This window comes from Pseudomonas sp. LBUM1663 (assembly GCF_059695905.1).
Genome location: NZ_CP166792.1, coordinates 5,909,504 through 5,935,072 on the forward strand (window position 1 = coordinate 5,909,504; position 25,569 = coordinate 5,935,072).

Sequence of the window (25,569 nt, forward strand, 5' to 3'; positions counted from 1 at the left end):
GAGCCCCCTCGCCACAGTTCGCTCCCACAGTTGGTCGGTGTGGTTTTCTGAGCGCACACCGTCCGTAGTCCCGTCGAAACTTTCTCGGCCGCCCCACGGTCATCAAAAGACAGAGGCAACCGAGGACCATTAGACGGGAGGCGACATGGCGGCGATTCACATTGGTATTTCAGGCTGGCGCTACACACCCTGGCGGGGTGGTTTCTACCCGAAGGGGCTGACCCAGAAGCGCGAATTGCAATTTGCGTCACGGGCGGTCAACAGCATCGAAATCAATGGATCATTTTACGCCCTGCAACGGCCTGAACGTTACGCCCAGTGGTACGCCGAAACCCCGACGGACTTCGTGTTCAGCGTCAAAGCCCCGCGCTTCATCACCCACATCAAACGTCTGCGGGACATTCATAAACCGCTGGCGAATTTCTTTGCCTCTGGGATCCTGGAGCTCAAAGAAAAGCTCGGGCCAATCCTCTGGCAGTTCCCGCCCAACTTCAAATTCGACGTCGAGCTGTTCGAAAGCTTCCTCGAACAATTGCCCCACGACACCCAACAGGCCGCCGCCCTCGCCCGCCAGCACGATTCGCACCTGCACGGCCCCGCCAGCATGAAGGCTTACAAGAAAAAGCCGCTGCGCCATGCCGTTGAAATCAGGAACGAGACCTTTATCGATCCGGCGTTCGTGCGCCTGCTCAAGCGCTACAACGTTGCCCTGGTCATCGCCGACACCGCCGGGAAATGGCCGTACCGCGAAGACGTCACCAGTGATTTCGTCTACCTGCGCCTGCACGGCGCCGAAGAACTCTACGCCAGCGGTTACACCGCTGAGGCACTGGAGCGCTGGGGCGAGCGGATTGACGCCTGGAACCACGGCCAACAACCGGCGGATCCGCAGCTGATCGCACCTCGGCAAAAGCCGAAAACCCGCAAGTCCCGGGAAGTATTCTGCTATTTCGACAACGACATCAAGGTCCGCGCCCCCTTCGATGCGCGACGCTTGCTTGAGCACTTCCATCTCGACAAAGATCTCGCTACCGCCCCCGGCGAACCTGTTGCCGAAGGGGTATTGCCATGAGCATTTCCGAACCGGTCGGCATTACCGACGAACAGCAACCCATCATCACCGCCGTGCGCCGCTTCACCGTGCTGACGGTCAATACCCACAAGGGTTTCACCGCGCTCAACCGACGCTTCATCCTGCCGGAATTGCGCGAAGCGGTACGTAGCGTGTCTGCCGACGTGGTGTTTTTGCAGGAAGTCCACGGCACCCACGAGCATCATCCGCAGCGTTACAGCAACTGGCCGACGATGCCGCAGTACGAATTCCTCGCCGACACCCTGTGGCCGCAGTTTGCCTATGGCCGCAACGCGGTGTATCCGGCGGGTGATCACGGTAATGCACTTCTGTCGAAATTCCAGATCATTCGTCATGACAACCTCGACGTTTCGATCAGCGGCCATGAGAACCGCGGCCTCCTGCACTGTGTGCTGCGCATGCCCGGCGATGGCCGGGAAGTGCACGCCATTTGCGTGCATCTGGGGTTGCGTGAAAGCCACCGAACAGAACAACTGAAATTGCTCGCACGACGCCTCGAAGACCTTCCGGCCGACGCCCCGGTGATTGTCGCCGGCGATTTCAACGATTGGCGCCAGCGGGCCGATGCTTTGCTCAAGCCCTGTGGGCTGCGCGAGGTGTTCGCCGAGCACCACGGCAAACCGGCGCGCAGTTTTCCAGCGCGGTTGCCGGCGTTACGCCTGGACCGCATCTATGTGCGCAACCTCAAGGCCAGCCGTCCACAAGTGCTGGCGGCGCGCCCCTGGTCACACCTTTCCGACCACGCACCGCTGTCGGTGGAGATCGAGCTATGAGCAGCGCCCCGATGGAAAAAGCCACCGTTGAACACGTGCCAACTACCCCGCCGGTGCGTGAACCCGGCGTGGTCGACGTCGAATACGGGTGGCAGGGCAACAACCTTGTGGAAATGCTCGAAAACGGCGAAGCCTATTTCCCGCGGGTGTTCGAGGCCATGCGCCAGGCCAAGACTGAAATCCTCCTGGAAACCTTCATTGTGTTCGAGGACAAGGTCGGCAATGAACTGCAGCAAGTGCTGATCGAAGCCGCCCAACGCGGTGTACGGGTTAGCGCCAGTCTCGACGGGTTTGGCTGTGGCGAGTTGAGCAACGGCTATCTCGCGGCGTTGAGCCAGGCCGGCGTGCGCCTGCAAATATTCGATCCGGCACCCAAGCGCTTGGGCATCCGCACCAACTGGTTCCGCCGTCTGCACCGCAAGATCGTGGTGGTGGACGGCACGATTGCGTTCATCGGCGGGATCAACTTTTCCGCCGACCACCTGGCCGACTTCGGCCCCGAGGCCAAGCAGGATTACTCGGTTGAAGTGCAAGGCCCGGCGGTAGCCGACATTCATCACTTCGCGCTGCTGCAAAGTGGCCGCCCGGCTCGCGCCAAATACTGGTGGCAACGCCGCCGGCAGCGGCGCTCGGAAATGGCGTTCAGTGACCACGACGGCCAGGTCCGACTGGTGTACCGCGACAACGGCGACCATCGCACGGATATCGAAGAGGTTTACCGCCAGGTGCTGCGCAGTGCCCAGCGCCGCGTCGTGATCGCCAACGCCTACTTCTTTCCGGGCTACCGCTTGCTGCGTGAAATCCGCAACGCCGCGCGCCGTGGCGTCGACGTGCGCCTGATCCTGCAAGGGCAACCGGACATGATGGTGGCCAAACTGGCCGCGCGCATGACCTACGATTATTTGCTCAAGTCCGGCGTGCAGATCTTCGAATATTGCGAACGCCCGCTGCACGGCAAAGTCGCGCTGGTGGATGAGGACTGGAGCACCGTCGGCTCGAGCAATCTCGACCCGTTGAGCCTGTCCATGAACCTGGAAGCCAATGTGTTGATCCGCGACCGGGCCTTCAACCACGACCTGTTCGAACGGCTGGAGGTGCTGAGCAACAACCACTGCAAAGCCATGTCAGTGGAAAAGGCACCGCGCGGACGGATCTGGCACATGACCGTCGGCTTTCTGGTGTTTCACTTCCTGCGTCACTTCCCGGCGTGGGCGGGTTGGCTGCCGGCGCATAAACCACGCCTGAAACCCTTCACTCATCCCGCCGGGAGCGATCACAATGGACCGCGTTGAGGCTCACTCGGCACCTCGCGGAGACAGCGCAACGCCTGCCTCGGAAAAGAAATCACGCTTCAGCCGCTGGAAAAAGCCGCTGACGATGCTGTTTTTCCTGGCGCTGATCGTGCTGTTCACGATGCTCGCCCAGCGCATCGAATGGAACGAAGTCTTCGACACCCTGGCCGATTTCAAGGTCCGCACGCTGATCATTGCGTCCAGCCTGACGCTGGTGAGTTTTCTGGTGTACGCCTGTTTTGACCTGATCGGCCGCACCTACATCCGCCAGGACCTGACCTGGAAACAGATCCTGCCGGTGGGGATCATCAGCTACGCCTTCAACCTCAACCTGAGTGCCTGGGTTGGCGGCATTGCCATGCGTTATCGCCTGTATTCTCGGCTTGGGGTGAGCAAAAGCAACATCGCGAAAATCCTCGGCCTGAGCCTGGCGACCAATTGGTTCGGCTACATGGTGATTGCGGGGGCAGTGTTCAGCAGCGGACTGGTCAGAATGCCGCCGGGCTGGAAGTTGAGCAGCGGTGCCTTGCAAGGTGTGGGGGTGTTGTTGCTGCTGGTGAGCGCGGGGTATCTGGCGGCATGCCAGTTCTCCAAACGTCGGGAATGGGCAATACGCGGGGTGGAAATCAACCTGCCGTCCTTGCGCATGGCGCTGCTGCAACTGGCCCTCGGGGCCCTGAACTGGTCCCTGATGGCGGCGGTGATCTTCACATTGTTGCCGAGCAAACTGGATTATCCGTTAGTGCTGGGCGTGTTGTTGATCAGTGCGATTGCCGGGGTGATTACCCACATTCCTGCCGGGCTTGGGGTCCTGGAGGCGGTGTTTGTGGCGCTGCTGCAACACGAGGCTTCGCGGGGGAGCCTGGTGGCGGGGTTGCTGGCTTATCGAGCGATTTATTTTATTTTGCCGTTGTTGATTACGTTGGTGATGTATCTGGTGGTGGAGGCGAAGGCGAAGTCGCTGCGGATTGCCAAAAAGCCCAAAGAGACAGGTTGATTTCGAGGACGCCATCGCGGGCAAGCCCGCTCCCTCAAGGTTCACCAGAGACCCTTGTGGGAGCGGGCTTGCCCGCGATGGCGTCCTCAAAAACGCTGCACATCTCACTTCGATTGAATAATGCTCAACCGTTCACCCACCACCATCTCAGTAATCCAGTCCACCAGGATCGAGGTGTAGGCCTGCTGCGAAACCGGCTCGCTCAAGGCGTGATCGGCACCATCGATAATCCGGTGCGTCAGCGAATGCGTCTGCTGGCACGCGGCGCGATAGCTCATGATCGTTGCGTGAGGCACGAAGTCGTCGGTCTCGGACTCCACAAGCAACACATCCCCGGTGAATTGCGAGCAGGCATGCAAGGCGCGATTGCTGTCGGCGCGCACCAGTGTGTTGCGGTAATCGCGTAAATCAGCCTTGTCCAGTTCACGCTTGGGTGTATGCCATTCATCGTCGCGATACAGCGCCGGCACCCGCAGCGCCAACCAGCGCACCGGACGCAATGAAGTCAGAATCGAGGCCAGATAACCGCCATAACTGGTGCCAACCACCGCAATGGCAGAGGTGTCGAGCGCCGGGTGGGCGAGCAAGCGGTCGTATGCCGCCAGCAGGTCGCGCAGGTTGTCTTCACGCGTCACTCGCGTGAGCGGAATGCCGGTACCGCCGGTGTGCCCGCGCAAGTCGAACGTCAGGCACACGCACCCCAAGCCGGCGATGCCTTTGGCCCGCTCCAGGTCCCGCTCCTGGCTGCCGCCCCAACCGTGCACAAACAACACGCCGGGGACTTTCGATTTGGGGCTCAGAAAGGTCCCGCTCATCTGTTCATCGTCGATGTCGATCTGAATGGTTTCGCTTCTAGCCGTCATAGGATTTGACCGTTACGTACTTGAGAAGAAAGTCACTGTTTTCCGCGGGCCCGCGATACACCTCGATGGCGTCCGGCGGCAGTGGTTGGTCGATGTAGGTTTCCACCGACGAGACGCGAATCGCGCGCATCCCGGGGTCGTTGACGAAGCTCTGCAACGCGGCCACTTCGGCACTGCTGGCACCGCCCATGCGCCACGACTGTTCGAGCACGCCGCTGCGCTGTTTGCCGCTGCTGTCCAGGCCCTGGGCGATGTCATAGTTGCGGCGCGAGGCGTAAAAACCGGGATAGGCCTCGTCTGCGGCACTGTCGAACACTTGCGCCTGCCGGATCGCCAGTTGCACATCGTCAGGCAGGTCCAGTTTCAGCAGGTCTTCGTAATCCCCCTGCACCACCAACAGATTGGACCCTCCATAAACCTGCTCGCCCCGACCGTCTTCGGTCAAGTATTGATCACCGCAATAACTCAGCACCTTGCCGCCGAAAAAGCTCTGGCCGACGCTGTGGGTGATGACTTTGTCGAGATCCTGCTCGACCACCACGCCTTCGCTGAACAGTGCCTTGGCATCGGGGCGAGCCAGAACGGCGTCGAACTGGTCGAGGCTTTTGATCACTTCCTGTCCACGTCCGGCGCAGGCATGAATCGGCTTGATTCGGATGGGACCTGCGTAGAGCAAATGCTCCGCCGCCGGTCGCGCATCGTCGAACGAGAACACGCTGACGCCATCGAGCACCACGCTGCGTACGCGTTCGGAAAACAACGGTGACCAGCCTTCCGGGGCCTGCGCATTTTTGTTGCGCAACCCGTGGCTGATGGCTTTGGTGCAGATGAAATCGTGGTCGACGTAACCGCCCCACAGATCCTCCGGCCCCGTGACGCCCAAAGCCCGGGCGGCAGCGGCGCCGACCAGGGTCTGGGTCGGCAACAGATAAAGGTCCCGGCCGTTGTGAAGTTCGGGGTCGTAACTGCCACCGAACTTGAGACCCAGGATGTGCGCCAGCCAACGTGCCAGCGCGCGATTGGTTTCGACTTCGTGCTGGGGCGCCTCGGGGCGGACCGAATGGGCGACTACCAGTTTTTTGCGGTTTGTTGGGGTCATGCGTCCCCCTTCAATCGACTTTCGATGAATGTAGTTGAAGGGGTGCAGAGATCAAGCCAATGGGAGCTTGATCGAAACGATTTTGAAATCAGTCGGTTGCAGAAATCGTAATGGCACGACGCCTGCTCGATTCTGCACGACGCCCATCGGCGACTCTGGCATTTTGCACGATCCTGGCCTTCAACTGATCCCCTGTGGGAGCGAGCCTGCTCGCTCCCACAGGGGATTGGGGTGTTTCGACTACCGTGATACGGCAGTGGGCATCACCCCAAACCGCGACCGGTAATCACTCGGCGCCAGCCCGGTAATTTTCTTGAACGTCGCCCGGAACGCCCCCGGGTCCTGATAGCCCACAGTCCACGCGATGTGATCGATGGTGCCGTTGGTGAACTCAAGCATTTCCCGAGCCTTGCCGACCCGCAGGTGCTGGCAGTACTCGGTGGGTTTCAACCCGGTCGCTGCGCGGAAACGGCGCAGGAACGTGCGTTCTTCCAGCCCTGCCCGCTCGGCCATCGCCGTCAGCGACACGTCCGTGGCACCGGTGCTTTGCAGCCAATGCTGAACCTTGAGAATCGACGCATCGCCGTGGCTGAGAATCGGTGAAAAGTTACTGCCGCATTCACTCGCGCTGTCGCTGTGTTCCACCACCAGAAAACGCGCGGTGCCGGTGGCGATGCTCGGGCCGAGCAAACGGTCGACCAGGCGCAAACCCAGCTCGGACCAGGCCATCAGCCCGGCGGTGGTGATCAGGTCGCCGTCGTCGACGATGGGGGTATCGGCCATAAGCTTGATGGCCGGGTAACGCTCGGCGAAAGTTTTGGCCGAGGTCCAGTGGGTGGTTGCGCTGCGGCCGTCAAGCAAGCCGCTTTCGGCCAGCAGAATCGAGCCTACGCAGACGCCACCGAGGGTCGCGCCCCGGGCGTGTTGCTGACGCATCCAGTGGATCAACGCCTGCGGTGCCTGGCCTTCGGAAAAACCGGCAATCGATGGCGGAATCAATACCGCCACCAAGGCGCGGTCGGGCCCGGGATGACTGTCGTACACCCGCTCGGGCGCCTGCTCGCCATCAACTTGCCAATGGCTGACCCGCAGCAACGGCAATTGCGCAGCCTGATGCTCGGCGGCAATCCGGTTGGCCACCCCGAACAGGTCTGTCAGCCCATGCACCGCCGCCATCTGCGCGCCGGGATAAATCAGCACACCGAGTTCGGCGATTGCCCTTTCTGCGTCCATTGTCAGTTTTCCCCCTTCTATTGTCGGTGCGGCCAATCCCCTGACGGCCTGCCAGAGCCAATACTTCGTTCCACACCCAACACACCTATTTCGAGGAAACAGTCATGGGCAAGCAAGCACTCATCGTAGTCGATATCCAAAACGACTACTTCCCTCAAGGCAAGTGGCCGCTGGTCGGCGCCGACGCTGCCGCCGACAACGCCGTCCGTCTGCTCAAAGCGTTTCGCGACGCCGGTGATTCTGTGGTGCACATCCGTCACGAGTTCACCTCCGACGAAGCCCCCTTCTTCACCCCGGGTTCCGAAGGCGCGAAGCTGCACCCCAAAGTCCTGAACCGCGCCGATGAGCCGGTGGTGCTCAAGCACTTCGTTAACTCGTTTCGTGAAACTGAACTGAAATCGATCCTCGACGAGCAAGGCATCAAGGAACTGGTGGTCGTTGGCAGCATGAGCCACATGTGTGTGGACGGCATCACCCGCGCCGCCGCGGACTTTGGCTACACCGTCACCGTGATCCAAGACGCCTGCGCCTCACGCGATCTGGAATTCAACGGCGTCACGGTGCCCGCCGCCCACGTTCACGCCGCCTTTATGTCGGCTCTGGGTTTCGCCTATGCGAGCGTGATTTCCACTGACGAATTCCTGGCGGCTAACCGCTAACCACGTAACGTATTGATCAAATTCCAAAAAGGACCCGCCGCGCTTGAGCGCTGCGGGCCTTTTTCGTGAAACGAAAAATGTATGACAAAAAATCTCACGCGTGAGCTATTGAGCGTGACAAAAATTGCCTGTAGTGTTTCTCACGCGTGAGTTTTTCACAACGAGGTCAGCCCCATGAAAAGCAGCCCTCCATCGAGTCCTCCACCAGGGCCCGATAACGATTCGGCAAGCCGCAAGGGAGAGCGCTCGAAACCGTCCGCGAAAAAACCATCGAGCTTTTACATGAAGCAGATGCGCGCGGGCCTGGGTGCCGCCGGTTATGTGAAACACGAGACTTGGGTGCTTCCCGAAAACCGAAGCCTGCTCAAGCAGATGGAGAAACAGCTTCGCCAACCGATTCTGGCTGGCTCATTCATGTCGGAGAATTACATGAGCGCAGGTACAAACTGGAACATCGATCGCCTCTTTAGCGCCCTTCAAGCCCTGGACGAAGTGGTTTCAAACGACATCACGCTTTCTCTCGTTCAAGGCTCCGAGTCCAGCATCAAGCTGGAAATGAACGATTTCGGTGGCTTGCCGATTTACATCGCGGTGGTTGGCGAACAGATCATCGTCGATACCGTTCTGGTCGACGTCGAGTCCATCAATGACGTGCCGGCCTTCAACGACGCCGTGCTGCGCAGCCGGGAGATGTTCCCGCTGTCCTCGATCGGTATCGAGTCCATGCCGAACGGGCAGATTGTTTACAACATGTTTGGCGCATTGAGCTCCGACTCCAGCCTGACGAACATCGTGACCGAGGTGAAAACCCTGGTCGACAACGTCCAGCGCGCCAGCGAAGCCTTCGAACGTTTTTTCAATTAATTATTCGGGAATAGGGAATATCCAATGACTCAGTCCATCTGGAGCAAATTGTTCACCGCGCTGCGTGGCGGTGCCAACGAAGTCGGCGAATCGATCGTCGACCAACAGGCCCTGCGCATCCTTGACCAGGAAATTCGCGATGCGGACAGCGCCCTAGCCAACGCCAAGCGTGAGCTGGTCACCATCATGGCCAAGCACAAACTGTCGGCTGATCGCGTCAGCGAGTACAACGCCAAGATCAAGGACCTGGAATCCAAGGCCCTGGCCGCAATCCAGGCCAACCGTGAAGACCTGGCCCTGGAAGTGGCCGAAGCCATTTCGACCCTGACCAACGAACTGGACGTCGAGCAGAAGCAGGCCACCGAATTCGGCGGTTACGCTGAAAACATGCGCAAAGACATCACCAAGGCCGAAAACCGCATCAAAAGCCTGCGCCAGCAAGTAGACATGGCCAAGGCTCGCGAAAGCGTACAGAAAGCCCAGGTCAGCGCTTCGATTGCCAGTGGCGGCGCCAACGGCAAGCTGGAAACCGCCGTCGGTACGCTGAACCGCCTGCAGGCCAAGCAGCAGCAACGCGCGGCTGAACTGGAAGCTCAGGACCAACTGGCCGATGCGTCGACCGGTACTGACCTGGAACGCAAACTGCGCGACGCCGGCATCACCCCGGACGCCGGCAGCGCCAATGCGATTCTGGAACGCCTGAAGCAAAAATCGGCCGAGTAACTGCCGAATGCAAAACCTGTGGGAGCTAGCCTGCTAGCGATTGCGGTTTGTCAGACAACATAGATGTCGACTGACACTCCCCCTTCGTCGGAACGCCGCCCGGAGCAGGCTCGCTCCCACAATAGGTTGCGTTTCAGTTTTCAGTGAATCGAGGTCAAGGATGGATGCCCTGAAGGGTTTCAAGACAATCGCAGGCCTGGCGCTCTTCATGGTCGCGCTGCAACTGGTCAATGTCGCGACCGGCTACAGCCTCATGGCCTTCGGTTTGATCCCGAGAACCGCGCACGGTCTGCTCGGCATCATCACCTCGCCTTTCCTGCACGCTTCCTTTGCGCACCTGAGCGCGAACCTGATTGCCTTTTTGATTCTGGGCACACTGGTCATCATCGAAGGACTCAACCGGTTCATTACGGTCAGTGCGATCATTATTCTGCTGGGCGGCGCGCTGGTCTGGCTGTTCGGCTTTGCAGGCGTACACATCGGCGCCAGCGGCTGGGTATTCGGGCTATGGGCGTACCTCTTGTCCCGCGCCTGGTTCCACAGGAGCTGGGGCAACCTGATAACGGCCGGCGTCGTGGCCCTGCTCTACGGCGGTCTGATTTTTGGCTTCCTGCCTCGCCAGGGCGTTTCCTTCGAAGGCCATCTGTTTGGTGCACTCGCCGGATTTATTGCAGCCAAGGTACTTTTCTCGGCGCCGCACAGCAGGTTTAATGCCGCCGGTTGAACGCACTTGCGCATTCAGACGCCGAGGCGATGAAGTCGCCAGGAACAAGTACCCACGGAGTCAGGGACGAAATGTCGATTTTCCTTTTATTGCGCATGTATGCCTCGTCCCTCTTCCACCGTTTCGGCTGGGCAGGCCTGGTCATTGCCTTGGGCGTGCACCTGATCACGGCGTATCTGGGCCTGGTGTTACTGGGCGAACAACACCTCACCGCGCCCGCCACGTTTACTTACTTCTATCTGACCACCACACTCACCGTCGGCTACGGCGATCTCGCACCGCAGACAGCGGCGGGACGGATTTTCGTGGCCACCTGGGTCATGCTCGGGGGCATTGCGCTGCTGACGGCAGCCATTGGCAAAACCACCAGCAGCGTCATCGATGCATGGAGAAAAGGCATGAAGGGCAAAGGCGATTTCACCGGAAAGGTCGGCCATACGGTTCTCATCGGCTGGGAAGGCGCGTCCAGCGAACGGGTCATTGAGTTGTTGCTTCAGGACGAAACCTCGAACGACAACCTGATTGTCATTTGCGATTGCACCCTTGAAGAAAACCCGATGCCGGGCAAAGCGAGCTTCATCAAAGGTGAAAGCCTATCCTCCGTGGCCTTGTTGCTGCGCGCCGGCGTTCCCGGTGCCGAACGCGTTCTGGTGCGAACCCATTCAGACGACCTGACCCTGGCCACCGTGCTGGCGGTCAACCAACTGCAGCCTGCCGGGCATGTGGTCGCCCACTTCAATGACAGTGAAATCGCTTCGCTCGCCAGCGCCTACGCGCCCAGCCTGGAATGCACTTCCAGCATGGCCATCGAGATGTTGGTGCGCGCCTCTCAGGATCCGGGCTCGTCAGTGGTCATCAATGAACTGCTGTGCGTGGGCCAGGGCGCCACTCAATACCTGATGAAACTGCCCGAGGCCTTTGAAGCGACGTTTGGCGATCTGTACACACGGATGAAAGAACATCACAACGCCACGCTCATCGGCTATCGCGCCAAAGGCGCCCGACAACCGTCGATCAACCCGCCCGGCGCCACCCGCGTTGAGGGCGGCGAACTCTTCTACATCGCCTCCACTCGCCTCAAGGAAATCTCCAATGGGATGGTTTAAACAGTTGATGGGGCTTGAGGCCCCGAAAGCGAATACAGAATCGAAATGGACAGCCAGCGAAACCCTGCCCGCCACCGGTCCGCTGGGCCTGGCATTGGGCAAGGGCGTGATGTTCGACACTTCCCTGAGATTGTTGCTCGACGGCAACACCACGGTAACGATCCCGGGCTCCCAGCAGATCTGGAGCAACGGCACCGTCGATCTCGGGCAGTCGACCTGGCTGTCGCGCTATTACATGAACGACGAAGACTACTGGCTCCAGGTGCACACCACCGGCGACATCGCCGGGCAGGTCGAGTCGGTGATTCTCTTCAACTATCTCAGTTACATCACCATCAGCAGTGAAGCGGAGCTGCGCCGATTGGCCGGTCCGCAAAGCCTGATCGGCCTGCCGACCTACACCCATAACGGCGTCGAATACACCCGCGAATGGGGCACCGAGGATGGCCAGACAGAATTGATAGCGCTGAGCGAACAGCTGAAAAACCCGGATGACGCCTACAGCATCGAGCACCGTTCGATGCTGTACGCCCGCGAAACCGGTCTGACCGATCGCCGGGAGTTCCTGCTGTTTTCCGTCGAAGAAGACGCCGAAGGCACTATCAGTTTGAGCACGTCGCTGGGCATCTCGCTGTACACAACCGACCTGAACACGTTCTGAAAAAAGGAAGAAGTCCATGCTAGAAGCACTCTCCATTTCCCTGAACAAAGCCGCCGTGTTCGGGTTTGTCACGTACCTCCTCGGCGCTGCCGTGTTGTTCGCCCTGTTCCAGTTCATCTACACCCGCATCACGCCGCACAAGGAATTCGAACTGATCCGCTCGGGCAACGTGGCCGCCGCCATTGCCCTGGGCGGCGCCATCATCGGTTTCGCCATTCCAGCCAGCAATGTGATTGCCTACTCGATCAGCATTCTCGACTTCGTCGTCTGGGCGGTGATCGCCGCCCTCGTACAATTGCTGGCTTTCCTCGTGACCAGCCTGGTGCTCAAAGGTACTTCTGAGCGCATCAAGAAAGGTGAAATCGCGGCGGGCATCTACGTCGCAGCCGTGGCCATCAGCGTCGGCATGTTGAACGCCGCGTGCATGACTCCTTCCCAGAACTGATTGCGCCCGGAGATCCCGATGAAACGAAGCAAGTACGTTCAGCTTTCGCTGGCAGCGTCGGTCGCCATGGCGATATCAGGCTGCGGGCCGACGGAAAAAACCTACGCGGTACAGAAGAAGTACAACTTCCAGTCCGTTCAGCAGTGCGCCGATGAAAAGCTCCCGGTGGACGTCTGCTCGGACGCCTACATGACGGCCATGGCCGAGCATCGCCGCATTGCGCCGGTGTACGACAACCAGGCCGATTGCGATGCCGACTTTGTCGCCGACTGGTGCCAACAGGATTCCGCCGGCAAGTTCATCCCAAAACTAGGCGGTTTCGAACTGACCGCTGATGGCCAGGTGACGCAATCCCAGGTGGACGCGGCCAAGGCGCAATTACCCGCCTCGGAAACGGCGAACACGGGTGGCTCGGGCTTCTCCACCAGCAGCCTGCTGACCGGCCTGCTGATCGGCAACATGCTGAGCAGCAACCGCAACAGCTACTACTCGGAGCCGGTGTACCGCTATCGCGATGATCGCGGCAGCTACTCGAACTCGACGCTCAGCCAGCGGATTGCCAAGGGCTCGACGTTCACCAAGTCCAATCAGGCAAGGTACGGCAGCAGCAACTACGCCGACTCCGTCCGTTCTTCTACCAGCAAGCCGGTTTCCGTCGCCTCGTCCACCTCCCGTGGCGGCTTCGGCAGCAAGGCCAGCGCACGCAGCGGCTGGGGCGGCGGCGGATCGAGCAGTTAAGGGAGCCGGGGCATGAAGAAGATCCAATGCGCAGAGCGTCCTGACTGGAAACAGACAGCCGAGAATCTCGGCTTTCTGTTCCACACCATCGACAACGAACCCTACTGGGATGAAAGCGCGTACTACCAGTTCTCGCTCAAGCAAATCGAAAACGATCTCGAGGACCCGACCACCGAGATCCATGAGATGTGCATGGATCTGGTGGCCCGCGTGGTGCAGAGCGAGGAGTTGCTGGAGCGCCTGAGCATTCCCGCGCCATTCTTCGACATGGTTCGCACCTCATGGCTCGAAGGTCACCCGCACCTGTACGGGCGCATGGACTTCTCCTACAACGGCACCGGGCCCGCCAAGTTGCTGGAACTCAATTACGACACGCCGACCAGCCTGTATGAGGCCGCTGCGTTTCAGTGGGGCTGGCTGGAGCAATGCATCGAACGCGGCGTGCTGCCCAAGCACGCCGACCAGTTCAACAGCATCGACACCAAACTGCATCAGGCCTTCGCTCAATTGCAGCTCAAGCAGCCTTTCTATTTCGCCTCGATGAAAGATTCGGTCGAAGACAAGGGCACCACCGATTACCTGCGGCTGGTGGCGGAAAAGGTCGGCATCGAATCACGCCATATCGATATCGAAGACATCGGCCTGACCAGTGACGGACGTTTCGTCGACCTCGAAGATCGCTGGATTCCTCACCTGTTCAAGCTGCACGCTTGGGAGTTCATCTTCCACGAACCCTTTGGTGCCGCGATTGCCCAGAGTGATACGCAGTTTTTCGAGCCGGCCTGGAAATCCATCATCTCCAACAAAGGCATCCTGCCGCTGTTGTGGGAATTCAATAAAGGTCACCCGAACCTGCTTGCTGCGCATCTGGATACCGATCCGGGCAAAGCCGTGCCCAAGGGCTGGGTGCGCAAGCCGTTCTTCTCCCGGGAAGGTGCCAATATCGAGCTGCAAACCGCTGACGGTCTGATCGTGAAAGAGGACGGGCCCTACACCGATGCGCCGTTTATCCTTCAGGAATTCGCGCCGCTTCCGCAGTTCGGCGACAGCTTTACTTTGATTGGCTCCTGGGTAGTCGGCGATCAAGCGGCGGGGATCGGTGTACGTGAGGACAACAGCTTGATCACCAAGGATTCGAGCCGGTTCTTGCCGCATCTGATACTCGACTGATCGCTCCATCGCCCACTAAAAAGGCCCGGTATGGAGATATCGACAGACGCCCGCAAGACTTACGGCTGAAATGCCGGATAATGGCGGCCATTCGTCTAGCCGTTATTCTGGTAATCCCCCATGGAAATCAAGGTCAACTTTCTCGACAACCTTCGACTTGAAGCCAAGTTCGACGACTTCACGGTGGTGGCCGATCAACCTATCCGCTACAAGGGCGATGGCTCGGCACCGGGTCCGTTCGACTACTTCCTGGCGTCGTCAGCGTTGTGTGCGGCGTATTTCGTGAAGTTGTACTGCGACACTCGCAGTATCCCCACCGAAAACATCCGCCTGTCGCAGAACAACATTGTTGACCCGGAGAACCGCTACAACCAGATTTTCAAGATCCAGGTCGAGTTGCCCGCGGACATTTCCGACAAGGACCGCTTGGGCATCCTGCGTTCCATCGACCGTTGCACCGTGAAAAAAGTGGTGCAAGCCGGGCCTGAGTTTGTGATCGAAGAGGTGGAAAACCTCGACGCCGATGCCCAAGCGTTGCTGATGCCTGCTTCTGCCTCAGAGGCGAGCACGTATATTGCGGGCAAGGATCTGCCGCTGGAGCAGACCATCGCCAATATGTCGGCCATTCTGGCGGACCTGGGCATGAAGATTGAAATCGCCTCGTGGCGCAATATCGTGCCCAACGTGTGGTCGCTGCATATCCGCGATGCGCACTCGCCGATGTGTTTTACCAACGGCAAGGGCGCAACCAAGGAAGGCGCGCTGGCGTCGGCGTTGGGCGAGTTTATCGAGCGACTCAACTGCAACTTCTTCTACAATGACCAGTTCTGGGGCGAAGAGATCGCCAATGCGCCGTTTGTGCATTACCCGGATGAACGCTGGTTCAAGCCTGGCCGTAAAGATGAACTGCCGGGCGAAATCCTCGATGCGTACTGCCTGAAGATTTACAACCGCGACGGCGAGCTGCGCGGATCCCATCTGATCGATACCAACTCGGGCAATGAAGAGCGCGGCATCTGCTCGCTGCCCTACGTGCGCCAGTCGGACGGCGAGGTGGTGTATTTCCCGTCCAACCTGATTGAAAACCTGTTCCTGAGCAACGGCATGAGTGCCGGTAACACGCTGGCCGAAGCCCAGGTGCAGTGCCTGTCGGAGATCTTCGAGCGCGCGGTCAAACGCGAAATCATCGAAGGTGAATTTGCATTGCCGGACGTGCCGGCCAACGTGCTGGCGAAGTACCCCGCAATCCTCGCCGGTATTCAGGCGCTGGAAGAGCAAGGGTTCCCAGTGCTGGTGAAGGATGCGTCCCTGGGAGGCGAATTCCCGGTGATGTGCGTCACGTTGATGAACCCGCGTACTGGCGGCGTGTTCGCCTCGTTCGGCGCGCACCCGAGCCTGGAAGTGGCACTGGAACGCAGCCTGACCGAATTGCTCCAAGGGCGTAGCTTCGAAGGCCTCAACGACTTGCCCCAGCCGACGTTTGAAGGTCACGCGGTGACCGAGCCGAATAACTTCGTCGAGCACTTCATCGATTCCAGCGGCGTGGTGTCGTGGCGCTTCTTCAGCTCCAAGTCCGATTACGAATTCGTGGAGTGGGACTTCTCCGGCCAGGGTGAAAACTCGAACGCCGAGGAAGCTGCAACCTTGTTCGGCATTCTCGAAGGCATGGGCAAAGAAGTGTACATGGCGGTCTACGAGCATATCGGCGCGACGGCGTGCCGCATCCTAGTGCCGGACTATTCGGAAATCTATCCGGTGGACGACCTGATCTGGGATAACACCAACAAAGCGCTGTTCTTCCGCGCCGACATCCTGAACCTGCATCGCCTGGACGACGACGAACTGCAAGCGCTGGTTGAGCGCCTGGTGGAGAGTGAACTGGACGACTACACCGACATCACCTCCCTGATCGGCATCGAGTTTGACGACAATACGGCCTGGGGGCAGCTGACGATCCTGGAGTTGAAGCTGCTGATTTATCTCGCCTTGCAGCAATTTGAAGAGGCGAAAGAGGCGGTTGAAATGTTCCTGCAGTACAACGACAACACAGTTGAACGTGGTTTGTTCTACCAAGCCATCAACGCGGTGCTGGAGATGAAGCTGGACGAAGACCTGGAGCTGGAAGATTACGAGGCCAATTTCCGTCGGATGTTTGGTAACGAGCGGATGGATGCAGTGATCGGTTCCGTGGACGGCAGCGTGCGCTTCCATGGTTTGACGCCGACCAGCATCAAACTGGAGGGGCTCGACCGGCACCTGCGGTTGATCGAAAGCTACAAGAAGCTGCACTCGGCAAGGGCCAATGTGACCACGTTGGCCAGTTAACAGCGCCCACAAAAAAGCGAAGCCATATGGCTTCGCTTTTTTTGTCTACGGTTCTGAAAAGCCGCGGATCAGAACGGGATATCGTCATCAAAGCTGTCGAAATCCGGAGCCGGTTGTGGCGCTGCCTGCTGTGGAGGCGGAGCCTGACGCGACTGCTGCGGTGCCGACTGCTGCGGGCGCGGAGCCTGCTGGCGTGGAGCCGGGGCGGACTGCTGGTAGTTATTGCCCCCGCCTTGTTGGTCGCCCTGCTGTGGACGGCCGCCAAGCAGTTGCATGGTGCCTTGCATGTCGACCACGATTTCAGTGGTGTAACGCTTGATACCGTCTTTTTCCCACTCGCGGGTCTGCAGCTTGCCTTCGATGTAGACCTGCGAACCTTTACGCAGGTATTCACCGGCGATCTCGGCCACCTTGCCGAACATCGAAACACGGTGCCATTCAGTCTTCTCAACCTTCTGACCGGTTTGCTTGTCGGTCCACTGTTCGCTGGTCGCCAGACTCAGGTTGGTCACGGCGTTACCGTTAGGCAAGTAGCGAACTTCGGGATCCTGGCCGCAAGTGCCGACCAATATGACTTTGTTAACCCCACGGGCCATAACGTTCTCCTAGGCTACGCACGCTGCCCCGGCCGGGTTGTTCACCAGGCGCTCAAGGGTGGTGCGATCCAATAGTTCTGTGTCCAATTTGATGTAAATCGCCGCTTCATCTTCGACGATCACTGCATCTGTTACCCCTACGACGGCCTTCAGGCGCTCGACCAGACCCGCTTCGCGGATCGCCTCGGGCGACAGCGGCAAGCGCAGACTCGTCACGTAGGGAGGTTCGCGCATGGTAACAGCAAAGGCCAGCCAGAGGGCAGCCAGGCCAGCGCATCCCAGGAACACAACCGACAGACCGCCATGCTGGAACATCCAGCCGCCGAGAATACCGCCGAGCGCCGAACCGAGGAACTGGCTGGTGGAATAAACCCCCATTGCCGTGCCCTTGCCGCCTGCTGGTGAAACCTTGCTGATCAGCGAAGGCAACGAGGCTTCCAGCAGATTGAACGCGGTGAAAAACACCACCGTCCCGATCACCAGAGCCCGCAAGCTATCGCCGAACTGCCAGAAGAATAGCTCAGTGAGCATCAGCGTCAGCACCGCGCCCAATAAAACTCGTTTCATTTTGCGTTTCTTCTCGCCGTAGATAATGAACGGGATCATGGCGAAGAAGGAGATCAGCAGCGCGGTGAGGTAGACCCACCAGTGCTGTTCTTTAGGCAGGCCGGCTTTTTCAACCAGCGCCAGGGGCAAGGCGACGAAGCTCGACATCAACATCGCGTGCAACACAAAAATGCCGAGGTCCAGGCGCAGCAGGTCCGGGTGCTTGAGTGTCGGGATCAGCGCCTGACGCGCGACACCGGACTCGCGGTGCTGCAACGGCCCGGTGGATTTCGGCACCATGAACATCACGATCACGATGCCGAACAGCGCCATGCCGCCCGTGGCAAGGAACAACCCGGACAGGCCGAAGGCGCGGGTCAACAGCGGCCCTACTACCATGGCCACAGCGAACGACAGACCAATCGTCATGCCGATCATGGCCATGGCTTTGGTCCGGTGCTGTTCGCGGGTCAGGTCTGAGAGCAGCGCCATCACAGCGGCTGAAATCGCCCCGGCGCCTTGCAGGATGCGTCCGGCGATGACTCCCCAGATCGAATCGGCATTGGCCGCCAGCACGCTACCGAGGGCGAAGATGATGAGCCCGAGGTAAATCACCGGACGACGGCCGATGCGGTCGGAAATGAAGCCGAAAGGAATCTGAAAGATCGCCTGGGTCAGGCCGTAAGCGCCAATCGCCAGTCCGATGAGGGCCGGGGTCGCTCCTGCCAGATCCATCCCATAGGTCGCCAGTACCGGCAACACCATGAACATGCCAAGCATACGGAAGGCGAACACCAGGGCCAGACCGCTTGCTGCGCGGGTCTCACTGCCACTCATGCGTTCGCTGTGGGGATCGTGCATGGAAAAACCTCATGTGAACCGGCGGCGATTCTACCAGTCCCATCGATTGACGGGGTATATCGCGACGCTTTGACGCGCTCCGCTGACAGACTCTTCATGTAAGACACAACTCCGCTCGTTTGATAGTGTGCATCCATCCAGTATTTGGCCGTATACTCCTACGTTTTCGACGCCCGCCAAGCGAGGCCACTTTGGACAAGATCCTGATTCGTGGGGCCCGAACCCACAACCTGAAGAACATCGACCTGACCCTGCCACGGGACAAACTGATCGTCATCACCGGCCTGTCCGGATCCGGCAAATCGTCCCTGGCGTTTGACACGCTGTATGCCGAAGGCCAGCGCCGCTACGTCGAATCGCTGTCGGCCTATGCCCGGCAGTTTTTGTCGATGATGGAAAAACCTGATGTCGACACCATCGAAGGTTTGTCGCCAGCCATTTCCATCGAACAGAAGTCGACCTCACACAACCCGCGCTCGACGGTCGGCACCATCACCGAAATCTACGACTACCTGCGCCTGCTTTACGCACGCGTGGGTATTCCACGCTGCCCGGATCACGACATTCCGCTGGAAGCGCAAACCGTCAGCCAGATGGTCGACCTGGTCCTCGCCCAACCGGAGGGCAGCAAGCTGATGCTGCTGGCCCCGGTGATTCGCGAGCGCAAAGGCGAACACCTGTCGGTCTTCGAAGAACTGCGCGCCCAGGGTTTTGTCCGGGCCCGGGTCAACGGCAGGATCTGCGAACTGGATGAGCTGCCGAAGCTGGATAAGCAAAAGAAGCATTCGATTGATGTAATAGTCGACCGTTTCAAGGTCCGCGCCGATCTGCAACAGCGCCTGGCCGAGTCGTTCGAAACCGCGCTGAAGCTGGCCGACGGGATTGCACTGGTCGCGCCGATGGACGACGAGCCCGGCGAAGAGATCATCTTCTCCGCGCGCTTCGCCTGCCCGATTTGCGGCCACGCGATCAGCGAGCTGGAACCCAAGCTGTTCTCCTTCAACAACCCCGCCGGCGCTTGCCCGACCTGCGATGGTCTGGGAGTCAAGCAGTTCTTCGACATCAAACGCCTGGTGAACGGCGATCTGACGCTGGCCGAGGGCGCGATTCGCGGTTGGGACAGGCGTAACGTCTATTACTTCCAGATGCTCGGCTCGCTGGCTTCGCACTACAAGTTCAGCCTGGAAGTGCCGTTCAACGACCTGCCAGCCGATCAGCAGAAGTTCATCCTGCACGGCAGCGGTTCGCAGAACGTCGACTTCAAATACCTGAACGACCGTGGCGATATCGTCAAACGCTCGCACCCGTTCGAAGGCATCGTGCCGAACCTGGAACGTCGCTACCGCGAAACCGAGTCGGCTTCTGTGCGTGAAGAGCTGGCCAAGTTCCTCAGCACCCAGGCTTGCCCGGATTGCCGTGGCACGCGCTTGCGTCGTGAGGCGCGGCACGTCTGGGTGGGCGAGAAGACGCTGCCGGCGGTGACCAATCTGCCGATTGGCGATGCGTGTGAGTATTTCGGCGTGCTGAAGCTCACGGGCCGTCGCGGCGAAATTGCCGACAAGATCCTCAAGGAAATCCGCGAGCGCCTGCAGTTCCTGGTCAACGTGGGACTGGACTATCTTTCGCTGGACCGCAGTGCCGATACGTTGTCCGGCGGTGAAGCCCAGCGGATTCGCCTGGCCAGTCAGATTGGCGCCGGCCTGGTGGGGGTTCTGTACATCCTCGATGAGCCGTCGATCGGTCTGCATCAGCGCGATAACGATCGTTTGCTCGGCACGCTCAAGCACCTGCGCGACATCGGCAACACGGTGATCGTGGTCGAGCATGACGAAGATGCTATTCGTCTGGCCGACTACGTGGTGGACATCGGGCCGGGGGCGGGGGTCCACGGTGGGCATATTGTTGCCGAAGGGACGCCGGCCGAAGTGATGGCGCATCCTGATTCGTTGACCGGCAAGTACCTGTCGGGCCGAGTGAAGATTGCCGTTCCAGCCAAACGCACGCCTCGTAACAAGAAGTTGTCGCTGTCCCTCAAGGGCGCTCGCGGCAACAACTTGCGCAATGTCGACCTGGACATTCCGATTGGTCTGTTGACGTGCGTGACCGGTGTGTCCGGCTCGGGCAAGTCGACGCTGATCAACAACACGCTGTTTCCCTTGAGCGCTACGGCACTCAATGGTGCAACGACGCTTGAGGCGGCCGCTCACGACAGCATCAAGGGACTGGAGCATCTGGATAAGGTCGTCGATATCGACCAGAGCCCGATTGGCCGAACGCCGCGCTCCAACCCGGCGACCTACACCGGGCTGTTCACGCCGATTCGCGAACTATTCGCCGGTGTGCCGGAATCCCGTTCCCGCGGGTACGGCCCGGGACGTTTCTCCTTCAACGTGAAGGGCGGACGCTGCGAAGCATGTCAGGGCGACGGCCTGATCAAAGTGGAAATGCACTTCCTGCCGGACATCTATGTCCCGTGTGATGTCTGCAAGAGCAAGCGTTACAACCGCGAGACTCTGGAGATCAAGTACAAGGGCAAGAACATTCACGAAACCCTCGAGATGACCATCGAGGAAGCACGGGTGTTCTTTGACGCTGTCCCGGCGCTGGCGCGCAAGCTTCAGACGTTGATGGACGTGGGTCTGTCTTACATCAAGCTGGGGCAATCGGCGACGACGCTGTCGGGGGGTGAAGCCCAGCGGGTGAAACTGTCCCGCGAGCTGTCCAAGCGCGATACCGGCAAGACACTGTACATCCTCGATGAGCCGACCACCGGCCTGCACTTCGCGGATATTCAGCAACTACTCGACGTGCTGCATCGACTGCGCGACCACGGCAACACCGTGGTGGTGATCGAGCATAACCTCGACGTGATAAAGACCGCTGACTGGTTGGTGGACCTGGGACCTGAAGGTGGTTCGAAGGGTGGACAGATCATTGCTGTCGGTACCCCGGAGGAAGTGTCCGAGATGAAGCAGTCTCACACCGGCTTCTACCTCAAGCCGCTGCTGGCTCGCGACAAGGCCTGAATTGAGCTCACGAAAAAGCCCCTGTCACTTGATCGGTGACAGGGGCTTCTTTGTATCGGGAGCAATCAGGCGTGGGATTGCAGGTAGTTCTCAAGACCGATCAACTTGATCAGCCCCATCTGCTTTTCAAGCCAGTAGGTGTGGTCTTCTTCGGTGTCATGCAATTGAACCCGCAGCATCTCGCGGCTGACGTAGTCCTTGTGCTGCTCGCAGAGCTCGATGCCCTTGCAGAGTGCGGCACGGACTTTGTATTCCAGGCGCAGGTCGGCAGCGAGCATGTCAGGCACCGTGGTGCCGACATCGAGATCGTCCGGACGCATGCGCGGCGTGCCTTCCAGCATCAGGATGCGGCGCATCAAGGCATCGGCGTGCCCTGCTTCTTCTTCCATCTCGTGATTGATTCGTTCGTAGAGCTTGGTAAATCCCCAGTCCTCATACATCCGCGAATGAACGAAATATTGATCACGCGCGGCCAGTTCGCCGGTCAGCAACGTGTTGAGGTAATCGATTACGTCTGGGTGGCCTTGCATCGCCCTACATCTCCCTGCTTGAAAGTCTGTAGTTTGAACCAAGGAGACTGTTTGGTCACTCCGCTTGCGCGATAAATGCGAAGATATTCTGAGAAAAGTGGTTCAAATAACGCAAAAACCGCCCAAATGAGGGCGGTTCTGCTTCTCGTTTAGACTTCGTTAAGCTGTACGCCCAACGCCTTTGCGATTGCTTCTCCATACGCCGGATCGGCCTTGAAAAAGTGCTGCAATTGACGATCGATCACGTCACCGGAAACGCCGGCCATGGTTCCGGCAATGTTGTTGACCAGCAGCGTTTTCTGCTCGTCAGTCATCAGGCGGAACAGTGCCCCGGCGTGGCTGTAGTAGTCAGTGTCTTCACGATGATCGTAACGATCAGCGGCACCGCTCAATGCCAACGGTGGCTCAGCGTAGCGAGGCGCTTGTTTCGGCGAATCGACATAGCTGTTCGGCTCATAGTTAGGTGCTGCACCGCCATTGCTGCCGAATGCCATCGAACCATCGCGCTGATAGCTATTCACCGGACTGCGAGGCGCATTCACCGGCAGTTGCTGATGGTTGGTGCCGATGCGATAGCGATGCGCGTCGGCATAAGCGAACACGCGGCCCTGGAGCATTCGATCCGGCGACAGGCCAACGCCTGGGACCATGTTGCTCGGGGCGAATGCCGCTTGCTCGACTTCGGCAAAGTAGTTTTGCGGATTGCGGTTGAGCTCAAGCTCGCCGACTTCGATCAGCGGAAACTCTTTCTGCGACCAGGTTTTGGTCACATCGAACGGGTTCTCATAATGCGCCGCGGCCTGGGCCTCGGTCATGATCTGAATGCATACACGCCATTTCGGGAAGTCACCGCGCTCAATCGCGCCGAACAGGTCACGCTGCGCGTAATCCGGATCGGTACCGGCCAAACGTGCCGCTTCTGCCGGCGCCAGGTTCTTGATCCCTTGCTGGGTCTTGTAGTGCCACTTCACCCAGTGCCGCTCGCCATTGGCGCTGATCAAGCTGTAGGTGTGGCTACCAAAGCCGTGCATGTGACGATAGCCGTCAGGAATACCGCGGTCGGAGAACAGAATAGTGACCTGGTGCAGCGCCTCAGGCGAGTGCGACCAGAAGTCCCACATCATCTGCGCACTTTTCAGATTGCTTTGCGGCAGACGCTTTTGGGTGTGGATAAAGTCCGGGAATTTCAACGGATCACGGATGAAGAACACGGGCGTGTTGTTACCGACGATGTCCCAGTTACCCTCCTCGGTGTAGAACTTCAGGGCAAAGCCACGTGGATCGCGCTCGGTATCGGCCGAACCACGTTCGCCGCCAACCGTAGAAAAGCGCAGGAACGTCGGAGTTTTCTTGCCGACCGATTCAAACAGTTTGGCGCTGGTGTACTCGGTGATGTCGCGAGTCACGGTAAACGTGCCGTAAGCACCCGAGCCCTTGGCGTGTACACGGCGCTCAGGGATGTTCTCGCGATTGAAGTGGGCAAGCTTCTCGATCAGGTGAAAGTCGTCGAGCAGCAGTGGGCCACGAGGGCCGGCGGAACGGGAATTCTGGTTGTCGGCGACAGGAGCGCCACTGGCGGTGGTCAGCGTTTTATTTTGACTCATGCGATCTCTTCCTCTGTCAGTCTTTAACTGCCGGCTAATCGGCTGAAAGGGAGTATTGATCACGAACGTTACAGCTACAAATTCATTACGCTGCGGCTATCGATAGAAAATTACTAATTACCATTCTGGTTTTGTCTTGAAGGCAATGCTTTTCGAGCGCGCACAAAAAACCGGGCACTAGGCCCGGCTTTTCGTTTCAGACTGACGTCTTACTCAGCGGATACAGCTTCACCACCGGCAGGACGATCAACCAACTCGACATACGCCATAGGCGCGTTGTCGCCAGTGCGGAAACCGCACTTGAGGATGCGCAGGTAGCCACCCTCACGGGTAGCGTAACGCTTGCCCAGGTCGTTGAAGAGCTTACCAACGATAGCTTTCGAACGAGTACGGTCGAAAGCCAGACGGCGGTTAGCCAGGCTGTCTGTCTTGGCCAAAGTGATCAGCGGCTCAGCAACGCGACGCAGTTCTTTAGCTTTCGGCAGTGTAGTTTTGATCAGCTCGTGCTCGAACAGCGACACCGCCATGTTTTGAAACATGGCCTTGCGGTGCGAGCTGGTGCGGCTCAGGTGACGACCACTTTTACGATGACGCATGGTTCATTCCTTACCAAACACAACGTTCGGTGATTACGACGATCAGGCAGTCGCCTTGTCGTCCTTCTTAAGACTTGCAGGCGGCCAGTTGTCGAGGCGCATGCCGAGGGACAGACCGCGGGAGGCCAGAACGTCCTTGATTTCAGTCAAGGATTTCTTGCCAAGGTTCGGAGTCTTCAACAGCTCTACTTCGGTACGCTGAATCAGGTCACCGATGTAGTAGATGTTTTCCGCCTTAAGGCAGTTAGCCGAACGTACAGTCAGTTCCAGATCGTCAACCGGGCGAAGCAGGATCGGATCGATCTCGTCTTCCTGCTCGACAACCACTGGCTCACTGTCTCCTTTGAGGTCGACGAACGCAGCCAACTGCTGTTGCAGAATGGTTGCAGCGCGGCGGATAGCCTCTTCAGGATCCAGGGTACCGTTGGTTTCCAGATCAATAACCAGCTTGTCCAGGTTAGTACGCTGTTCGACACGGGCGTTTTCCACCACGTATGCGATACGGCGAACCGGGCTGAACGAAGAGTCAAGCTGCAAGCGACCGATGCTGCGGCTTTCGTCTTCATCGCTCTGACGCGAGTCTGCCGGTTCATAACCACGACCACGAGCTACGGTGAGCTTCATGTTCAGGGCGCCGTTAGACGCCAGGTTAGCGATTACGTGATCGGGGTTAACGATCTCGACATCATGATCCAGCTGAATATCGGCAGCGGTAACCACCCCCGAACCCTTCTTCGACAAGGTCAGCGTAACTTCGTCACGACCGTGCAGCTTGATAGCCAGACCTTTAAGGTTCAACAGGATTTCAATTACGTCTTCCTGTACGCCTTCGATGGCGCTGTACTCATGGAGCACACCGTCAATCTCGGCCTCGACTACTGCACAGCCGGGCATTGAGGACAACAGGATGCGTCGCAGCGCGTTGCCCAGGGTGTGGCCGAAACCACGCTCGAGAGGCTCGAGTGTGATCTTGGCGCGGGTTGGACTGACAACCTGCACATCAATATGGCGGGGTGTCAGGAACTCATTTACCGAAATCTGCATG

24 protein-coding genes are annotated in these 25,569 nt (G+C 59.0%); 15 read left to right on the forward strand and 9 right to left on the reverse strand.

The genetic code is table 11. From position 1 onward, the window contains the following. Nucleotides 1-145: 145 nt before the first annotated feature. From ACA075_RS27065 to ACA075_RS27080, 4 genes are read left to right on the forward strand one after another with little or no spacing between them, the layout of a single operon-like run. Complete coding sequence (locus ACA075_RS27065; protein ID WP_497296292.1) at nucleotides 146-1,072, forward strand: DUF72 domain-containing protein; 927 nt, start codon at nucleotides 146-148, stop codon at nucleotides 1,070-1,072. Beyond that, a complete protein-coding gene (locus ACA075_RS27070; RefSeq protein WP_497296293.1) occupies nucleotides 1,069-1,866 on the forward strand; it encodes an endonuclease/exonuclease/phosphatase family protein in 798 nt (265 codons plus the stop codon). Before ACA075_RS27065 ends, ACA075_RS27070 begins: the two co-directional genes overlap by 4 nt. Then, complete coding sequence (clsB, locus tag ACA075_RS27075; protein WP_497296294.1) at nucleotides 1,863-3,158, forward strand: cardiolipin synthase ClsB; 1,296 nt, start codon at nucleotides 1,863-1,865, stop codon at nucleotides 3,156-3,158. The genes ACA075_RS27070 and clsB overlap by 4 nt, the downstream gene beginning before the upstream one ends. After that, entirely contained in the window at nucleotides 3,145-4,155 is a 1,011-nt protein-coding gene (locus ACA075_RS27080; RefSeq protein ID WP_497296295.1) for a lysylphosphatidylglycerol synthase domain-containing protein, read from the forward strand. Before clsB ends, ACA075_RS27080 begins: the two co-directional genes overlap by 14 nt. A gap of 104 nt (nucleotides 4,156-4,259) precedes the next feature. Here ACA075_RS27080 and ACA075_RS27085 read toward each other — a convergent pair whose 3' ends face one another. The 3 genes from ACA075_RS27085 to ACA075_RS27095 all read right to left on the reverse strand — a co-directional run bounded on the left by ACA075_RS27085 (nucleotide 4,260) and on the right by ACA075_RS27095 (nucleotide 7,350). Continuing rightward, entirely contained in the window at nucleotides 4,260-5,018 is a 759-nt protein-coding gene (locus tag ACA075_RS27085) for an alpha/beta hydrolase family protein (protein WP_109635233.1), read from the reverse strand. Next, nucleotides 5,008-6,117: a DUF3182 family protein gene (locus ACA075_RS27090; RefSeq protein ID WP_497296296.1), complete on the reverse strand. Its 1,110-nt coding sequence runs from the start codon at nucleotides 6,115-6,117 to the stop codon at nucleotides 5,008-5,010. The genes ACA075_RS27085 and ACA075_RS27090 overlap by 11 nt, the downstream gene beginning before the upstream one ends. A gap of 240 nt (nucleotides 6,118-6,357) precedes the next feature. Next, nucleotides 6,358-7,350 (reverse strand): GlxA family transcriptional regulator, encoded by a 993-nt coding sequence (locus tag ACA075_RS27095; protein ID WP_497296297.1) that lies wholly within the window; start codon nucleotides 7,348-7,350, stop codon nucleotides 6,358-6,360. Nucleotides 7,351-7,454: 104 nt separating this feature from the next. Between ACA075_RS27095 and ACA075_RS27100 the strand changes: the two genes are divergently transcribed. The 10 genes from ACA075_RS27100 (at nucleotide 7,455) to ACA075_RS27145 (ending at nucleotide 16,765) form a co-directional block, all read left to right on the forward strand. Next, a complete protein-coding gene (locus ACA075_RS27100) occupies nucleotides 7,455-8,009 on the forward strand; it encodes a cysteine hydrolase family protein (RefSeq protein ID WP_497296298.1) in 555 nt (184 codons plus the stop codon). A gap of 282 nt (nucleotides 8,010-8,291) precedes the next feature. Next, nucleotides 8,292-8,873: a YjfI family protein gene (locus tag ACA075_RS27105; RefSeq protein WP_219097496.1), complete on the forward strand. Its 582-nt coding sequence runs from the start codon at nucleotides 8,292-8,294 to the stop codon at nucleotides 8,871-8,873. A 24-nt stretch (nucleotides 8,874-8,897) separates the two neighbouring features. After that, nucleotides 8,898-9,596: a PspA/IM30 family protein gene (locus tag ACA075_RS27110; RefSeq protein WP_219097497.1), complete on the forward strand. Its 699-nt coding sequence runs from the start codon at nucleotides 8,898-8,900 to the stop codon at nucleotides 9,594-9,596. A 160-nt stretch (nucleotides 9,597-9,756) separates the two neighbouring features. Next, the gene (locus ACA075_RS27115; protein WP_497296299.1) at nucleotides 9,757-10,320 is read left to right on the forward strand and encodes a rhomboid family intramembrane serine protease; all 564 of its coding nucleotides are present in this window, start codon (nucleotides 9,757-9,759) and stop codon (nucleotides 10,318-10,320) included. Between the two features lie 71 nt (nucleotides 10,321-10,391). Then, the gene (locus ACA075_RS27120; RefSeq protein WP_497296300.1) at nucleotides 10,392-11,426 is read left to right on the forward strand and encodes an ion channel; all 1,035 of its coding nucleotides are present in this window, start codon (nucleotides 10,392-10,394) and stop codon (nucleotides 11,424-11,426) included. After that, a complete protein-coding gene (locus ACA075_RS27125; RefSeq protein WP_497296301.1) occupies nucleotides 11,413-12,087 on the forward strand; it encodes a DUF2491 family protein in 675 nt (224 codons plus the stop codon). The genes ACA075_RS27120 and ACA075_RS27125 overlap by 14 nt, the downstream gene beginning before the upstream one ends. A 16-nt stretch (nucleotides 12,088-12,103) precedes the next feature. After that, nucleotides 12,104-12,532, forward strand: a complete 429-nt coding sequence (locus ACA075_RS27130) for a DUF350 domain-containing protein (protein ID WP_123365591.1) — start codon at nucleotides 12,104-12,106, stop codon at nucleotides 12,530-12,532. An 18-nt stretch (nucleotides 12,533-12,550) separates the two neighbouring features. Then, the gene (locus tag ACA075_RS27135) at nucleotides 12,551-13,270 is read left to right on the forward strand and encodes a DUF1190 domain-containing protein (protein WP_497296302.1); all 720 of its coding nucleotides are present in this window, start codon (nucleotides 12,551-12,553) and stop codon (nucleotides 13,268-13,270) included. A gap of 12 nt (nucleotides 13,271-13,282) precedes the next feature. Next, the gene (locus ACA075_RS27140) at nucleotides 13,283-14,440 is read left to right on the forward strand and encodes a glutathionylspermidine synthase family protein (RefSeq protein WP_497296303.1); all 1,158 of its coding nucleotides are present in this window, start codon (nucleotides 13,283-13,285) and stop codon (nucleotides 14,438-14,440) included. A gap of 120 nt (nucleotides 14,441-14,560) precedes the next feature. Beyond that, nucleotides 14,561-16,765 (forward strand): OsmC domain/YcaO domain-containing protein, encoded by a 2,205-nt coding sequence (locus ACA075_RS27145; RefSeq protein WP_497296304.1) that lies wholly within the window; start codon nucleotides 14,561-14,563, stop codon nucleotides 16,763-16,765. Nucleotides 16,766-16,833: 68 nt separating this feature from the next. Here the strand turns inward: ACA075_RS27145 and ACA075_RS27150 are convergent, their stop codons facing one another. Both ACA075_RS27150 and ACA075_RS27155 read right to left on the reverse strand, forming a co-directional pair. Next, nucleotides 16,834-17,361: a single-stranded DNA-binding protein gene (locus tag ACA075_RS27150; protein ID WP_010467282.1), complete on the reverse strand. Its 528-nt coding sequence runs from the start codon at nucleotides 17,359-17,361 to the stop codon at nucleotides 16,834-16,836. Between the two features lie 9 nt (nucleotides 17,362-17,370). Then, nucleotides 17,371-18,768 (reverse strand): MFS transporter, encoded by a 1,398-nt coding sequence (locus tag ACA075_RS27155; protein WP_497296305.1) that lies wholly within the window; start codon nucleotides 18,766-18,768, stop codon nucleotides 17,371-17,373. Nucleotides 18,769-18,959: 191 nt separating this feature from the next. Between ACA075_RS27155 and uvrA the strand changes: the two genes are divergently transcribed. Beyond that, nucleotides 18,960-21,794, forward strand: a complete 2,835-nt coding sequence (gene uvrA, locus ACA075_RS27160) for an excinuclease ABC subunit UvrA (RefSeq protein WP_497296306.1) — start codon at nucleotides 18,960-18,962, stop codon at nucleotides 21,792-21,794. Nucleotides 21,795-21,859: 65 nt separating this feature from the next. Here uvrA and bfr read toward each other — a convergent pair whose 3' ends face one another. The 4 genes from bfr to ACA075_RS27180 form a co-directional block, all read right to left on the reverse strand. Further along, complete coding sequence (gene bfr / locus ACA075_RS27165; protein ID WP_007896795.1) at nucleotides 21,860-22,324, reverse strand: bacterioferritin; 465 nt, start codon at nucleotides 22,322-22,324, stop codon at nucleotides 21,860-21,862. Between the two features lie 149 nt (nucleotides 22,325-22,473). Beyond that, a complete protein-coding gene (locus ACA075_RS27170; RefSeq protein ID WP_497296307.1) occupies nucleotides 22,474-23,928 on the reverse strand; it encodes a catalase in 1,455 nt (484 codons plus the stop codon). Between the two features lie 209 nt (nucleotides 23,929-24,137). Beyond that, nucleotides 24,138-24,524: a 50S ribosomal protein L17 gene (gene rplQ, locus ACA075_RS27175; protein ID WP_008145500.1), complete on the reverse strand. Its 387-nt coding sequence runs from the start codon at nucleotides 24,522-24,524 to the stop codon at nucleotides 24,138-24,140. A 42-nt stretch (nucleotides 24,525-24,566) separates the two neighbouring features. Further along, nucleotides 24,567-25,568 (reverse strand): DNA-directed RNA polymerase subunit alpha, encoded by a 1,002-nt coding sequence (locus ACA075_RS27180; RefSeq protein ID WP_003186012.1) that lies wholly within the window; start codon nucleotides 25,566-25,568, stop codon nucleotides 24,567-24,569. Nucleotide 25,569: the final 1 nt, after the last annotated feature.